The sequence below is a fragment of the Butyrivibrio sp. INlla18 genome (genome assembly GCF_900103635.1).
GTDB lineage: Bacteria > Bacillota > Clostridia > Lachnospirales > Lachnospiraceae > Butyrivibrio.
This window is the reverse complement of the sequence record NZ_FMXK01000008.1, coordinates 56,952-71,587: the sequence shown is the minus strand read 5'-3', so window position 1 is coordinate 71,587 and position 14,636 is coordinate 56,952. Positions and strand designations below refer to the sequence as shown.

The following is a 14,636-nucleotide window of genomic DNA, read 5'->3' as shown; positions in this document are numbered from 1 at the left end:
GTTAATTTAGTTGTTCTAAAAACTGTTTCTGTTTCTGTGCATATGCTCCCATAAATTTTTGTTTAAATTCGTTGTCTTTCATCGACTCAATTATTGTTCCTATAACCAGTACATAATTGTCATAGAAGTATTTAGCCTTTGCTTTTAAGAAAAAACTATTACCAGCTATCGGTGAATCCGGATTCTCACTTATTGATTTTATAAGAGCAAAACACGTTTTAGGGATTCCACAATGATCAGCTAATTCTTTATACATATCTGCAAGCTCTTTATCTAAATAGTCCGCTGATACTCTCTTAGAAATAAAGTAAGGACAAATTTTATCCATGAATTCAGTTAATTCTGGTAAATCCTCCGGTGATTGCATATTTAAAGCTATAAGTTCTATAATATCTTTTTCATAATCAGATAAACGATATGCTGAAGACCAAATAAGTTCTCTTAAATCCTTTACTTCATCGTATTCTAGCGGAATATCTTTTATCTGCTTGAAAAAAGTTTGCATTGCTCCCGCTTTGCCAGTAATAAACTCATCCACATATGAAAGAATATACAATGCAGGGGCATTATCCATAGAAATGTCTAAAACTTCCATAGCATAATGCCTAGATTCTTCATATTTACCTTCTGTAAAAAAACTCATAGCATTTTGTTTGCCAAAAACAACCCTGCCATTTGCATTAAGTGTTGCCCTAGAATAGTACTCTTCCTTGCCGCACTGGTTACATTTTAGTATTCTTCTTTTCGAGTCAAATACCACATTTGTGCTACCACAACCATGGCATTGCATTCCTACTCCGTCCATATATCTCCTACCTCAAAGTAGATATTTTTGCATTTCGCATATTCCATATCTTCTCAGCGTCTTCTATATCCGATAAGATACGCTCTTTAGATGCTCCATCATTTAATTCAGATCCAATGCTTCTAAGTTTTTCCATAAGCTTTTCTTCATTTTCAACAGAAAAACTCTGAGAGACATTCGTACTGTAATCAATCTTTTCTTTGAATGTATATAGTTTATTTCTTACTTCTTCATCTTTTGTCTGGCTTAATAATCTTGCAACTAATGACATAATCTCCGTTGTGTTTGCAATTTTAGCTTCAGCAATTTCTACCTGCTCAGAAACTCTATTTCTATATCCAGAAGCAAAGTATATAGTTAAGATAAACACCAAAAGAAGTAAGATGTTCGCTGCTATAAGAACTTTTTCAAATAAACCAGTTCCTTGCATTTCATATATTCCTGGCATTGGTATCATAAACCTAACATTAAAAGCTATACCTATTATCAAATAGCCAAACGAAATAACTGTTGGCAATACATTTACTTCTATCGGAGCCTTATTTCTTGATTTCAAAACATAATTAGCTAAACATACAGCTACAATAACCATCAAACCAAATCCAAAACCACCCCAGTAATAAAAACTTGGAGACTCATAATTTGCAAATAGCAGTCCACATACCAACCAAGCTACTGCTACCATAATGCATGTAAAAATCACTGATCCTATTTTTTTCATATTAATCTATCTCCTTTACAGTTTCTCTCCACATTCAAGACAGAATTTTGCTCCATCAATTATCTCTTTTCCACATTTAGGACATATCGTATTTAGCTTCTTTCCGCAGTATGGGCAGAATTTTGCATCCGCTGCCAATTCCTTTCCACATTCCGGACATACTTTCCCGCTTGCCAGTTTCTCTCCGCAGTTCAAACAAAATTTAGCTCCTTCAGGATTGCTTTTTCCGCATGCTGAACATACCTTTATAGCATCATTTGAAACTGTCTGTGAAGCTTCTGAATTTAGATGACCTCCAAGTGTATTTTTTGCCAATTCACTAACATTATTTCCAATTGCTCCTCCAACGCCGAAGCCCATTCCTATTCCCATTCCTGCTCCCATAAATCCGCTGGAAGTTCCTTCGTTTGATGCAGCATCATGCATAACGCCATATGCCTGCTCTTGCTGATATGTATAGCCTTCTCTTTCTCGCATCCTTGCCCTTGCTGCAGACTCAATATCCATCTTCATTGCATTTCCTTCTGCCTCAAGTTGCGACTGTTTGCGCTTGATTTTTATGTCATTTATAGCTTTAAGATCTTCATCAGGAGCGTTTATGTTATGAAATGAGAAATTGTCTAAAGTTAATCCAAACGCTTCGAAATGTTTTTCCAGCTGTCCATAAATCAAATCCGAGAATTCGCTTAATTTTGTGCTAATCTTTAATATTCCAACTTTATTATCGATCATTGTCTTAGCCAGAAGATCAGGCACATATTCAAGTATTTTTGCTCTCATAAAGGCTACAAGTTCATCTCTTGTAAAATCTGCTCTTGTTCCAACTACTTTCTGCAAAAATTTCCTAGCATCGATAACTGCTTTTTCGCTATCAACCTGTTCAATATGTGCACCAAATAATCCAAATGCTCTTACATGGATATTTACTTCTTCCTCGGGGTCCATAAGAACGACCGGTGCCTGCGTTCCCCAATTGAGTTCATTCATATACGTAGTATTTACAAAGTAAACCGTGCAATGAAAAGCGGACTCACCGCCAGTTAAAGTATTAGTTATATTTCTAAATGGAGCAAATCTACTATTTCCTGTTTCAAGCTTTATTTTGCATGGACCAACAAATACCGAAACTTGTGATTGACCGTCTCCATTTGCAGATAGTGAATCACCCGCTGTTATGTTATTAGTAAAAATCGCCATCTGAGACGTTCCCACGATAAGATATGAACCATTTGGGAAATCTTCATATTCAAATTTATGAACTACAACTCCTGCCTCTTGATCAGTTTCTGGTTCCCACTTGATAACATCAACCGAAAATGCTCCTAACACGCCCTTATGCTGCTTCTCCTTGGGATTCTCACTTTGAAATAAAGCCATTAACTTTACCCTCCTACACGATTTCTATGTTTCTAAAAACATGAATTAATTCAAGTGTTATAGATTCAATCCGACTTTCTAATTTTAGCATGTTGTGAATATCTCCACAATGTTCATACCCACATTATCCACTTACAATTTTGTTAAATTAGAACGATTGGGGTGATATCCTATAGTTGATTATTCTCCGCTCTGGCAAACCATGTCGAAGAAAGGTATTTCGCAATATTACTTGTTAAAACATGGGGTTGATAATAAAACCTTAGATAGTCTAAAAAAGAATAAAAACATTACTGTTTATACATTAGAAAAGCTGTGTCAAATTATAGAATGCACACCAAATGATGTTTTACAATTTAAATAATACCAGACTATGAGAACTATACTTCACATAGCCTGGTATTTTCCTCTTATACAATAATGTTTGACAACAAAAAAAACATTATGATAATTTATCAATAGAAATAGTGCTACCGGTAGACGGTTAGCCCTGTTTTGATTTAAGTGTTTATATGTAATAACCGCTTAGTCGTGCAGGACGTGGCGGTTATTTTTATTTCATTTTTATTTATAGACATCACATGATATAATATGTCTATCAAATGGAGGTGATTTAGATGTTTACATGTCAAGAAACTATTAGACCATCTGCTGATTTACGAAATCATTATAATGAAATATCCAAGCAATGTCATGAAGGAAACGAGGCAGTTATCATCACTGTAAATGGTAGAGGTGATACTGTTTCTCTTAGCTACGAAGAGTATAAAAGGATAAGAGCTCGTATTGAATTATTAGAAGTTCTCGCTGAATCTGATGAGGATGTCAAACTCGGAAGAACAGCTCCTATAAAAGATACATTTGATGATTTAAGAAGTATCCTCAAGGAGGATAAGGCTTGAAATACAAAATCATTAGAACCGACACTGCCGACTCCCTAATTAGAAAAATAGTACTTTATGTAGCTGAAAATTTCGGAAATGATGTTGCACTAGAGAAACTAGACTCTTTGGAAAAATCTATTTTATCGCTTGAAAGCAATCCTTATATTGGCATTACGCCCAAATATAATGTTTTACGAAGACAGGGGTATCTTGTTCTTATCTTGGAAAAAGACCTAGTGTTCTATAAAGTTGATGACTCAAAAAAAATAGTTACCATTTATGCAGTGGTTGATCAGAGGCAAGATTACCTTAGTATTATTAGAGGGCTTTAATATTTGTGAAAATTACGTCCATAGCAACAATTTAAGTGATGTGACGTAATTTTTTTCGATTTATTACGTCTATGCTTGTTCATTTTTCAGGCCGGCGTAATTTTGCTGAAATGAAATACGCCTATATTATTCAATTTCTGTTACTTGACGTAACTTTCTTGATTATAGTACGTCTTACTCACTAATTCTTATATTCCGACGTAAAATGCAAAACAAAACTACGCCTCGTCACAAATTATTACAAAAAAGACGTAAACCAATAGCACCAAAGCTCACATATCATGACTTTCTACCTGCACACATAAATAGAATGTCGCTTGCGACATTCTCGCGCGAGTGCCCCTCCTTAGCTGAGCGCTTTTGTTTAATAGGAAATTCGGAGCAATTTCCTATCAATTAAAAAAACAGACTATGAGAACTATAGTTCACATAGTCTGATATATTATCTTCGCTTCATAATTAGATTATAATACCTTTGATAAAAACTCCTGAAGTCTCTTACTCTGCGGATTCTCAAAGAATTCCTTTGGTGTATTCTCTTCAAGGATGTTTCCTTCGTCTACGAAGAGGACTTTCGTAGCAACTTCTTTTGCAAAGCCCATTTCGTGAGTTACTACTACCATGGTCATGCCTTCATCAGCAAGCTTTTTCATAACATCGAGAACTTCGCCTACCATCTCTGGATCAAGAGCTGAAGTTGGCTCATCAAAGAGGATAACCTCAGGATTCATGCAAAGTGAACGAACGATGGCGATACGCTGCTTCTGTCCACCTGAGAGAGAAGCTGGATAAACATCTGCCTTATCAAGGAGATTAACTCTTTCAAGGAGCTGTTTTGCCTTCTCTTTGGCCTCTGCTTCTGTCATGATCTTAAGCTTAACAGGAGCAAGTATGATATTTTGCATAACAGTAAGGTTATTGAAGAGATTGAAGTTCTGGAAAACCATTCCCATACGCTCTCTAACCTCATTGATGTTGACTTTACGGTCTGTAATATCAACTCCATCAAAGATTACCTGACCTGATGTAGGTCTTTCCATAAGGTTAAGGCATCTAAGGAAAGTACTCTTTCCTGAACCTGAAGGTCCAACGATTACAATCTTTTCGCCTTTGTTTATTTCATAATTAATACCTGTGAGAACCTTTGTTGCAGTTCCGTCAGTATTCTTAAATTCTTTACACAGATTTTTAACGGTGATCACTTACGCGCATCCTCCTTTCAAGTTTTCCAAGGAAAGTAGAGAGGAGCTTGATTATCACAAAGTAGATAACTGCTACTCCAATGAGAGGCATAAATGCGTCATAAGTCCTTGATGCAATCTGGTTTGCCACACGAGTAAGGTCCGTAAGGCTAACATATCCAACGATCGCTGTTTCTTTTATCAGAGTGATGAACTCATTACCAAGTGGTGGAATGATGTTCTTGACTGCCTGAGGGAGGACGATATAGCGCATAGTAGCAGCCTTAGAAAGACCAAGACTGCGTCCTGCCTCCATCTGTCCCTTATCAACAGCCATAATACCGCCACGGACGATCTCCGCAACATATGCACCGGAATTGATACCAAATGAAAGAGATGCTACCAAGATTCCGTTGTTGGAAGATGCCATAATGATGAACCACATAATGAGAAGCTGCAATACGCTAGGTGTTCCTCTAATAACATCAATATAGATCGTGGCGATATAATTGAATATCGTTGGCTTGCCCTCTTCTGTAGTAGAGAGCTTCATAAGTGCCAATATCGTTCCGATTATGATACCAAGAATACCTGCGAAAAGAGCTATTTCAAGCGTGATTCCAAGGCCTGAGATATATAGTTTCCAGCGGTCGCTTTCTATGAAAGCGGCGATAAAACGTTCCCTTACTGTCATGTGTTTCTAATTACTCCTCAATGTACTGTGCTACGAGCTTGTCGTAAGTACCGTCTTTCTTTAATTCTGCGATAGCATTGTTGATCTTGTCAGCAAGCTCTGTGTTTCCCTTAGGAAGTGCAATTGCATAGAACTCTGGCTCGAAATCAAAGTCTGTTCCAGGAAGAACATCTACAGAATCAGCAAACTGTGTTCCGAATACTTCTGCAGGATTCTTGTCTACGATAACACAATCAACACGTCCGTTGTTAAGATCATTTACTGCATCGATAGCTTTATTATATGCAGATACTTCTACGCCTTCAATCTCGTCAGCGATGAACTCACCTGTTGTTCCCAGCTGAACACCAATCTTGAGGTTCTTGAGGTCATCTGCGCTCTTGATTGATGATCCCTTTGGTACGATAACTGCCTGAACAGCTTCATAATATGGCTCTGAGAAATCAACTGTCTTCTGTCTCTCTTCTGTAACTGTCATACCAGCGATAGCTACATCGATCTTGCCACCGATAGATGATACAAGTGAATCGAACTCCATATCCTGGATCTTAACTTCCATACCGATCTTCTCACCGATTGCCTTGATAAGAGCGATATCAAATCCATCTGGGTTTCCGTCATCACCGATATACTCAAATGGAGGGAATGCTGCGTTTGTTCCAACTACAAGTGTTCCATTGGACTTTGCGCTTCCGCATCCTACAAGTGAAAGAGCTACTAACATCATTACTAGTACTAAAGATAATACCTTATTTTTCATAATAACCTCCTGTTTTATGCAAATTAATGTATATTTATGCAACTTTTATGTATAATATAGCAGTAATATTAATAAATATCAAGAGGAAAATAAAAAAAATCAAAACAAAACAAAGAGTCGCTCGCGACTCTTTGCGCGCTGGTGCGCGCAAGCTTTAGCTTGCAAAATTCATCTGCGCACCAGTCGCATCCTTAGCGGAGCGCTTTTTATTCAATAGGAAATCCAAAGGAATTTCCTATTGAATAAAAAAGGATGTCGCATTTCTGCGACATCCTTCATTTTTAGTAGTGGTATTATACTTAAATTTGCTGTGCTCTAGCTCTAAATTAGAGTGCCTCGTGGCATGTACGAGCGATAACGTCGAGCTGCTGCTCCTTAGTAAGGTTGATGAACTTAACAGCATATCCTGATACACGGATAGTGAAGTTAGCATACTCAGGCTTCTCAGGATGCTCCATAGCATCGATGAGCTTCTCCTTACCAAATACGTTAACGTTGAGGTGGTGTGATCCCTGATCGAAGTATCCATCAAGAACGTTAACAAGCTTGTTAGCTCTCTCTTCGTCGTCATGACCAAGAGCGTTAGGGTTCATTGTCTGTGTATTTGAAATTCCGTCGAGAGCGTACTCGTAAGGAATCTTAGCAACAGAGTTAAGTGATGCAAGAAGACCGTTCTGCTCAGCACCATATGATGGTGATGCACCAGGTGCGAATGAAGCGAATGCTGGTCTTCCATCAGGTGTAGCACCTGTAGCCTTACCATAAACAACGTTTGATGTGATTGTAAGGATAGATGTTGTAGGCTCTGAATCACGGTATGTGTGGTGCTTCTCGATCTTCTTCATGAATGTCTTAAGAAGCCATACAGCGATCTCATCAGCTCTCTCATCATCGTTACCATATCTTGGGAAGTCTCCCTCGATCTTGTAATCAACTACAAGACCAGACTCATCACGAACAGTTGAAACCTTTGCATACTTAATAGCTGAAAGTGAATCTACAACGTGTGAGAAACCAGCGATACCTGTAGCGAATGTACGTCTTACGTTTGTATCGATAAGAGCCATCTCAGCTGCTTCGTAGTAGTACTTGTCATGCATGTACTGGATAAGGTTGAGGATGTTTACATAGAGTCCTGCAAGCCAATCCATCATGATGTCATACTTGTGCATAACTTCATCATAGTCAAGAACTTCTGATGTGATAGGAGCCATCTCTGGTCCAACCTGCATGTGCTTACCATCTTTTGTGAGGAACTTCTCGTCCTTACCACCGTTGATAGCGTAAAGAAGACACTTAGCAAGGTTTGCTCTAGCACCGAAGAACTGCATCTCTTTACCAGTCTGTGTAGCAGATACGCAGCAGCAGATGCTGTAGTCATCACCCCAGATAGGTCTCATAACATCATCGTTCTCGTACTGGATTGAAGATGTTGTAACAGAAATCTTAGCAGCATACTTCTTGAATGTAGCTGGAAGCTTTGATGTGTAAAGAACAGTAAGGTTAGGCTCTGGTGAAGGTCCCATGTTCTCAAGTGTGTGGAGGAATCTGTAGTCGTTCTTTGTAACCATGTGGCGACCATCCATACCAAGTCCACCAACCTCAAGTGTTGCCCAAACTGGGTCTCCTGAGAAGAGGTTGTTGTATGAAGGGATACGAGCAAACTTAACCATTCTGAACTTCATTGTCATGTGGTCGATAAGCTCCTGAGCCTCTGACTCTGTAAGTGTTCCCTCTTTAAGATCTCTCTCAATATAGATATCAAGGAATGTTGAAACACGTCCAACAGACATAGCAGCACCGTTCTGAGTCTTGATAGCTGCAAGATATCCAAAGTAAAGCCACTGAATAGCTTCTTTTGCGTTCTTAGCTGGCTGTGAAATATCGAATCCGTATACAGCAGCCATTTCCTTCATTCCCTTAAGAGCTCTGATCTGCTCTGAGATCTCTTCTCTCTGACGAATGATGTGATCAAGCATTGTGCCATCGCCGCAGTTGTTGTAATCTTCCTGCTTCTTAGCGATAAGGAAATCAATACCGTAAAGAGCAACTCTTCTGTAGTCGCCTACGATACGTCCACGGCCGTATGTATCAGGAAGACCTGTTACGATGTGGCTGTGTCTAGCAAGTCTCATCTCAGGTGTGTAAGCATCAAATACAGCCTGGTTGTGAGTCTTGTGGTACTCTGTGAAGATCTTGTGGAACTTCTCGTTTACCTTGTATCCGTAAGTCTCAGCAGCTTCCTCAGCCATCTTGATACCACCGAATGGCATGAATGCTCTCTTAAGAGGCTTGTCTGTCTGAAGACCAACGATCTTCTCAAGATCCTTCATAGACTCGTCGATGTAGCCAGGGCCATATGCTGTAAGGCTAGATACAACTTCTGTCTCGCACTCAAGTACGCCGCCCTTTTCTCTCTCTTCTTTCTGAAGCTCCTGTAATCTGCCCCAGAGCTTGTTAGTAGCATCTGTAGCATCTGCGAGGAAGCTCTCATCTCCATCATACTGTGTGTAGTTATTCTGGATGAAATCCCTTACATTAACATCATCCAGCCAGTGGGTTCCTTTAAAACCTCTCCATGCTTCGTTCATGGTTTATCTCCTTTCAAAACTAACAATTGTTTGTTAATTATTTATCACTATTATCTACCGGAAGTCATATTATCATTTACAATTTGTTCAAACATTGATTGAAATCAAGTTTTATTATTTTTTTCACTTTTCACAAAAGTTTCACAGAAATAAAAAAAGAACCGATAAAATCAGTTCTTTTTTCCGTTTAAAATTGCTCTGGCATTCTCAACGCGCTCTGTTGTTGGTGATTCAACACCTTCAAGCTGATATGGAATTCCAAGTTCTTTGAACTTCATCTGTCCCATTGAGTGGTATGGAAGCACATCTATTCTCTTTATATTAGAAAATTTCTCAATAAATTTTCTGGTCTCTCTTAAATATTCGTCGTTGTCTGTGATTCCTGGAACCAATACGTGACGGATCCAGATTGGCTTGCCTATCTCATCAAGATATGCAAAGCATTCTTTGATATTGTCATTAGGAAGTCCTGTGAGCTCGATGTGCTCTTCTCTATTGATATGCTTGATATCAACAAGGAGAAGGTCTGTATATTTTATAAGCTCTTCAAACTTTGAAAAGAAAGGCTCTTCCTTAGTAAAGGGCTGCGCCGCTGTATCGATACAAGTATTGATGCCGCGCTCCTTAGCCTTTTTGAACAGGTCGATAAGGAAATCGATCTGAAGAAGTGGCTCTCCTCCACTAACAGTGATACCTCCTTCTTCACCCCAGTAGCTGCGATATCTCTCAGCAAAATCCAAGATCTCATCTGCTGTTCTCATATCATCTGAGTGAGGATCCCAGGTGTCTACGTTGTGACAATATTTACATCTAAGATTGCATCCTTTGAGGAATACAATAAATCTAATTCCAGGTCCATCTACAGAACCAAAGGTCTCTATAGAATGAATAGCTCCTTTAATCATAAAAACTCCAATCTAAATCACTGGGAAATATATATTTCCCGCAAAGTATCTCTATCAAGCACCTTGATCCTTGCATGTCCAAGTCTCTCAATAAGGTGCATCTTTTCCATTTCGCGAAGCTTCCTAGAAACTGTCTCTGTTCGAAGGCTCACGCTTGCTGCTATGTCATCGAGTTTGAGCACAATATCGTCATTAGGGCTTCGGTCTACTCTGTACATCAAAAAGCCTGCTAGTCTTGCCATGGGGTCTTTGGTAGATAACAGCATATTTCTCTCATTAGCATCATGAAGCTTTTTGCTGAGAAGAATTATGATGTTCATGGCGGCAGTTGGGTTATCAACTACCTTGATGAAATCGTCTCTGTGAATGAGACAGATAGACGCATTGGTAAGGCATACCGCAGAATATGGATAAACACTTCCGTCAAGGAACATGCCCTCCCAAATGATATCATGATCTGCCAATATGGTAATGATCTGTTCACGACCAAGGGAATCATATCGGCAAAGTTTAACTCTTCCTTTTCTTATTATACATATGGAGTCAACTGCCTCTCCCTCTCTGAAAAGATAGCTGCTCTTCTTGAGGGTTTCATGGACTGAATGCTCCATAAGGCTTACCTGCGCATTTACAGGAAGACCTTCCATAAGAGGAAGCTTCTCGGTACAAAATCCGCCGCACTCCTCACATATATTAAGACCGATGATGCCTCGCTTGAGCTCTTCACCATGGTCTGTTTCTTTATATATTCCTTTTTTACTTTGATCCTTCTTTTCGCTCATGCTCTACTTTCCACTAATTAGGTAAAAGAACTACTGTCTGGACCATAGATAGCAATACGCCTGAGTTCTTACTGCAAAAGCCTCAGTCTTTAAAAGATTTCTGATCTCCTCTTTGGTGTACCAGCCAGGAACGATCTCTTCCTGAGTTGAAGTACTCTCTGAAAAAGTACCTCCGGCAACGCCTACGCAACAAGCATTTCTCTCGTTAGAAAAACCAATCGCACTGTAGCACTTGCCCCACCAATCATCTATGCGTATTACATCAAGTCCTGTTTCTTCTTTTAATTCTCTTCTAGCGGCCTGCTCTGCAGTCTCGCCTTCATCTATAAGTCCTGCAGGGAAGTTATAAACCCATTCCCCTGTTGCCATTCTAAATTCTTTGTTGATGAGGATCTTTTCACCTGTCTCATCGTGCATGATAATGGCAACTGCATCTTCTTTAGGATTCCTTAGATCATCCATTGTTTTAAGATCTGGATTTCTGCTGATCATTTCATAGATCTTTTCCTGATCATCAGATGTTCTGTAATGAAGGTCATAGCGTGTAATGAACTTGCCCTGTTCCTTCTTTTCTAAAAACTCAAATTCCATTTTTAAATAGCTCCATATACAATCTGTCTGACACTGCGGATGAAGCTGCTGTCATAGCCGCCCTCGATCTGCTGCATATAGATCACTGTCAGTTCCTCTGAAGGGTCTACAAAGAAATAAGTTCCGCCAGATCCTCCCCAGCCAATCTCGCCAGCACTTCCGTTTGAAAGAGCCTTTGCTGGATCTGTAAGCACTCTGAAATAGTTGCCATAGTTGTAACCTTGATTATCATCTATTGCAAAATCCTCAAGCTGCATAGCATTAAGCTGTGGGCTTAACATGTAGCTAAGAGTCTTCTTACCAATGAGCTCTTTGCCGTGGTAGGAGCCCTTATTAAGTATCATCTGAGTGAAGTGAGAATAATCTAAAGCTGTAGAATAAAGACCTGCTCCGCCTCTTTCAAACCATGGATCATCAAAAGGATTTTCCATATCCATCCTGCGAGCAACATCAACCTCAGCTCTTACAACTTTATTATTCTTGTCTCTCCTATATAAAACTGCCTGCCTGGAAGTCTTGCCCATGTCGATCTTGAAACCAGTATCATCCATGTTAAGAGGATCAAAGATCTCTTTTCTAAGGAACTCTGAATACTTCATATCTGTGATAGCTTCGATGACTCCAGCCATGATATCTGCTGAGTAACCGTATTTGTAACCTGTTCCTGGCTCAAATGCAAGATAGCCTTCTGCAAGCTTGTTGCAAACATCGATATTGTTCTTGAGAATTCCGGATTCTCTCTGGATCTTGGCCTCTTTGAAAACTTTGCTCATGGATCTCTCAGCTTCGCCGAAATCTCCTGAACCTGCGATTCCTGATGTCATGTTGAGAAGGTTGATGATCTTAATAGGATTGTGGGCCTTCTGTATTCCATCTGGAGTTACAACTTTGCAATCAGCAAAAGCAGGAAGATAATCTGATACATTGCTCATCAGATCAAGCTTCCCTCTTTCGTAAAGCATCATAGCTGCCAAGGCAGTAATAGGCTTGGTCATGCTAAAGATCTTATAAATGCTGTCTTCTCTATCTGGTTCGTAGTGGTTCTCATAAACTCTTTTGCCTTTATGTTCAACCACGATAGTTGCACCCTGGAGCTTATTTCTTTCTCTCTGTGCCTCAATAAGTTCATCAAGGTACTTTAATTTTCTAATGTTCATAACACTCTTTTCCTGAAACTAATTAGTACTTAACTGAAGGCAGACGATACTTCCTCTCGTAGAAATCCACTGCCTGCTCAAATCCGTCGTTCTTCTCGGCCTTCAATGTCTCGATATAGCCGTGAGCAAAATAGTTATCCTCATGTGCTTCGATGATACCTACTGCGATATTACTGCAGTGATCAGCAATACGTTCAAAGTCTGTACCGATGTCGCTTAAGTCAAAGCCCTGCTCGATAGTACACTTGCCCTTACGAAGACGTCTTACATGACGGCGCTTAACCTCTTTCTGGATCTCATCGATCGTCTCTTCAAGAGGTTCGATAGTCTTGGCAAGCTTCACATCCTGATTGTCAAAAGCAGTTATAGAAGTATCTACGATATCTCTAACCGCTGTTGAATAGATGTCCATCTCAGCCTGTGCCTTTGGAGAAAAGCTTCGTTCATTTTCATCCATGCTCTTTGCCTTCTCAGCAATATTAAGGGCATGGTCACTTATTCTCTCATAGTCCGTAATACAATGCAAGAGAAGTGAAAGTGTATGGCTATCATCTGGAGCAAGGTGATGAGAATTGATCTTCATAAGGTATGTTCCAAGCTCATCCTCGTATCTGTCTACCTGCTGCTCTAGATACTCAACTTCTTCGGCAGTTTCTTTATGATAATCGGTAATAAGGTCAATAGCCTTATCCAATGCTTCTTTTGTCATCTTGGCCATTGTAACAGCTGTCTGTCTAGCCTGCTCAAGAGCAAATGGAGGGTTTGAAAGGAAAAGTGGATCCAGTGTGCGAAGACCTTCCTGCTCCTCCTGTTCTTTCTTTTCCTTGTCATCTATAGGAATAGTCTTGAGGGCAAGACTTACAAGTATTCCAGAGAATGGAAGCATAAGTGGTGTTGCCACAAGATTTATAAGCGTGTGTATTCCAGCAATTCCGGCCATTCCAATTTCTTTATCCATGAAGTCAAAGTGGATAACTGCATGAAGTGAATAGAAGATTATCATGAAAAGAGTTGCCTTGATAACGTTGAAGTAAAGATGCATGAGAGCCGTTCTTTTACCATTCTTGTTAGCACCAAATGATGAAAGGATAGCTGTGATACATGTTCCAACCTCAGCACCAACTACTACAGGAATAGCAATGCTATAACCAACTGTAACTGAAAGAGACAGGGCCTGAAGTACACCGATGGTACCTGCTGAGCTCTGGATAACCATAGTAAAGATGATACCTACTAAAAATCCAACAAGAGGATTACTGAAGGTTGTAAGAAGCTGCTTGAAAGACTCGACATCTTTGAGAGGAGAAACCGCATCTGACATGCTGCTCATACCAAACATGAGAACAGAGAAGCCAAGAAGGATGGTTCCTACGTTCTTCTTTTTTTCACTCTTGGAAAACATGTAAAGACCAATGCCAATGATAGCCAAAAATGGTGTAAATGACTTGGGCTTAAGAAGATTTATAAAGAAATTGTCACTACTGATCGCATTAAGTGAAAGAAGCCATGCAGTAAATGTAGTACCGAGGTTGGCACCAAGAATAACGTTTACCGCCTGTCTAAGAGTCATGATGCCTGAATTAACAAGACCGACTACCATGACAGTAGATGCTGATGAAGACTGAACTACTGCAGTTACAGCCACACCAAAAGCATAAGCTATGATCGGATGCTCAGTTACCTTGGCAAGTACGCTCTCTAACTTGCCACCTGCTGCCTTTGTAAGGCCTCCACTCATAACATTCATTCCGTAAAGGAACATTGCAAGACCACCAACAAGGCCTGCTACAAGACTAAATAATTCTAATGAACTCATAATACCTCCGATAGATACTCTCCCCTAAGCGCTTCCATGC

The 14,636-nt window shown here is 39.6% G+C and carries 15 protein-coding genes; 3 read left to right on the top strand and 12 right to left on the bottom strand.

The genetic code is table 11. The annotated features are described in order from the left end of the window. Position 1: 1 nt before the first annotated feature. From BLS24_RS06595 to BLS24_RS06585, 3 genes are read right to left on the bottom strand one after another with little or no spacing between them, the layout of a single operon-like run. The gene (locus BLS24_RS06595) at positions 2-805 is read right to left on the bottom strand and encodes a hypothetical protein (RefSeq protein ID WP_091757318.1); all 804 of its coding nucleotides are present in this window, start codon (positions 803-805) and stop codon (positions 2-4) included. 7 nt (positions 806-812) lie between these two features. Next, entirely contained in the window at positions 813-1,526 is a 714-nt protein-coding gene (locus tag BLS24_RS06590; RefSeq protein WP_091757316.1) for a hypothetical protein, read from the bottom strand. 15 nt (positions 1,527-1,541) lie between these two features. Then, positions 1,542-2,903, bottom strand: coding sequence for an SPFH domain-containing protein (locus BLS24_RS06585; protein WP_091757313.1), 1,362 nt, complete (start codon positions 2,901-2,903; stop codon positions 1,542-1,544). Between the two features lie 202 nt (positions 2,904-3,105). Here BLS24_RS06585 and BLS24_RS15580 point away from each other — a divergent pair, with 202 nt between their 5' ends. The 3 genes from BLS24_RS15580 (at position 3,106) to BLS24_RS06570 (ending at position 4,119) form a co-directional block, all read left to right on the top strand. Then, the gene (locus tag BLS24_RS15580) at positions 3,106-3,267 is read left to right on the top strand and encodes a helix-turn-helix domain-containing protein (RefSeq protein ID WP_176764358.1); all 162 of its coding nucleotides are present in this window, start codon (positions 3,106-3,108) and stop codon (positions 3,265-3,267) included. A 253-nt stretch (positions 3,268-3,520) separates the two neighbouring features. Next, positions 3,521-3,805 carry a type II toxin-antitoxin system Phd/YefM family antitoxin gene (locus BLS24_RS06575; RefSeq protein WP_091757309.1) on the top strand — a complete coding sequence of 95 codons (285 nt, stop codon included), beginning with the start codon at positions 3,521-3,523 and terminating at the stop codon, positions 3,803-3,805. Then, a complete protein-coding gene (locus tag BLS24_RS06570) occupies positions 3,802-4,119 on the top strand; it encodes a type II toxin-antitoxin system RelE/ParE family toxin (protein WP_091757307.1) in 318 nt (105 codons plus the stop codon). The genes BLS24_RS06575 and BLS24_RS06570 overlap by 4 nt, the downstream gene beginning before the upstream one ends. Before the next feature lie 464 nt (positions 4,120-4,583). Here BLS24_RS06570 and BLS24_RS06565 read toward each other — a convergent pair whose 3' ends face one another. The 9 genes from BLS24_RS06565 to BLS24_RS06525 all read right to left on the bottom strand — a co-directional run bounded on the left by BLS24_RS06565 (position 4,584) and on the right by BLS24_RS06525 (position 14,596). Next, on the bottom strand, positions 4,584-5,321 hold the full coding sequence (locus tag BLS24_RS06565; protein WP_091757305.1) for an amino acid ABC transporter ATP-binding protein: 738 nt from the start codon (positions 5,319-5,321) through the stop codon (positions 4,584-4,586). After that, positions 5,308-5,994 (bottom strand): amino acid ABC transporter permease, encoded by a 687-nt coding sequence (locus BLS24_RS06560; protein WP_091757303.1) that lies wholly within the window; start codon positions 5,992-5,994, stop codon positions 5,308-5,310. Before BLS24_RS06560 ends, BLS24_RS06565 begins: the two co-directional genes overlap by 14 nt. A 10-nt stretch (positions 5,995-6,004) precedes the next feature. Then, on the bottom strand, positions 6,005-6,754 hold the full coding sequence (locus BLS24_RS06555; protein ID WP_091757301.1) for a basic amino acid ABC transporter substrate-binding protein: 750 nt from the start codon (positions 6,752-6,754) through the stop codon (positions 6,005-6,007). Between the two features lie 326 nt (positions 6,755-7,080). Next, the gene (pflB, locus tag BLS24_RS06550) at positions 7,081-9,345 is read right to left on the bottom strand and encodes a formate C-acetyltransferase (protein WP_091757299.1); all 2,265 of its coding nucleotides are present in this window, start codon (positions 9,343-9,345) and stop codon (positions 7,081-7,083) included. Between the two features lie 170 nt (positions 9,346-9,515). Next, positions 9,516-10,250 (bottom strand): pyruvate formate-lyase-activating protein, encoded by a 735-nt coding sequence (gene pflA, locus BLS24_RS06545; protein WP_091757297.1) that lies wholly within the window; start codon positions 10,248-10,250, stop codon positions 9,516-9,518. A 17-nt stretch (positions 10,251-10,267) separates the two neighbouring features. Beyond that, entirely contained in the window at positions 10,268-11,032 is a 765-nt protein-coding gene (locus BLS24_RS06540; RefSeq protein WP_242872245.1) for a Crp/Fnr family transcriptional regulator, read from the bottom strand. 30 nt (positions 11,033-11,062) lie between these two features. Further along, entirely contained in the window at positions 11,063-11,623 is a 561-nt protein-coding gene (locus BLS24_RS06535; RefSeq protein WP_091757295.1) for an NUDIX hydrolase, read from the bottom strand. Positions 11,624-11,625: 2 nt separating this feature from the next. Beyond that, positions 11,626-12,780, bottom strand: a complete 1,155-nt coding sequence (locus BLS24_RS06530; protein WP_091757293.1) for a serine hydrolase domain-containing protein — start codon at positions 12,778-12,780, stop codon at positions 11,626-11,628. Between the two features lie 22 nt (positions 12,781-12,802). Further along, positions 12,803-14,596, bottom strand: a complete 1,794-nt coding sequence (locus tag BLS24_RS06525) for a Na/Pi cotransporter family protein (RefSeq protein WP_091757291.1) — start codon at positions 14,594-14,596, stop codon at positions 12,803-12,805. Positions 14,597-14,636: the final 40 nt, after the last annotated feature.

Excerpts from the sequence above, each read along its gene's own strand:
- BLS24_RS06540 (WP_242872245.1), bottom strand. The coding sequence starts at position 11,032 with ATGAGCGAAAAGAAGGATCAAAGTAAAAAAGGAATATATAAAGAAACA.
- BLS24_RS06595 (WP_091757318.1), bottom strand. The coding sequence starts at position 805 with ATGGACGGAGTAGGAATGCAATGCCATGGTTGTGGTAGCACAAATGTG.
- BLS24_RS06535 (WP_091757295.1), bottom strand. The coding sequence starts at position 11,623 with ATGGAATTTGAGTTTTTAGAAAAGAAGGAACAGGGCAAGTTCATTACA.
- pflA (WP_091757297.1), bottom strand. The coding sequence starts at position 10,250 with ATGATTAAAGGAGCTATTCATTCTATAGAGACCTTTGGTTCTGTAGAT.
- BLS24_RS06560 (WP_091757303.1), bottom strand. The coding sequence starts at position 5,994 with ATGACAGTAAGGGAACGTTTTATCGCCGCTTTCATAGAAAGCGACCGC.
- BLS24_RS06590 (WP_091757316.1), bottom strand. The coding sequence starts at position 1,526 with ATGAAAAAAATAGGATCAGTGATTTTTACATGCATTATGGTAGCAGTA.
- pflB (WP_091757299.1), bottom strand. The coding sequence starts at position 9,345 with ATGAACGAAGCATGGAGAGGTTTTAAAGGAACCCACTGGCTGGATGAT.
- BLS24_RS06530 (WP_091757293.1), bottom strand. The coding sequence starts at position 12,780 with ATGAACATTAGAAAATTAAAGTACCTTGATGAACTTATTGAGGCACAG.
- BLS24_RS06585 (WP_091757313.1), bottom strand. The coding sequence starts at position 2,903 with ATGGCTTTATTTCAAAGTGAGAATCCCAAGGAGAAGCAGCATAAGGGC.
- BLS24_RS15580 (WP_176764358.1), top strand. The coding sequence starts at position 3,106 with ATGTCGAAGAAAGGTATTTCGCAATATTACTTGTTAAAACATGGGGTT.
- BLS24_RS06555 (WP_091757301.1), bottom strand. The coding sequence starts at position 6,754 with ATGAAAAATAAGGTATTATCTTTAGTACTAGTAATGATGTTAGTAGCT.
- BLS24_RS06575 (WP_091757309.1), top strand. The coding sequence starts at position 3,521 with ATGTTTACATGTCAAGAAACTATTAGACCATCTGCTGATTTACGAAAT.
- BLS24_RS06525 (WP_091757291.1), bottom strand. The coding sequence starts at position 14,596 with ATGAGTTCATTAGAATTATTTAGTCTTGTAGCAGGCCTTGTTGGTGGT.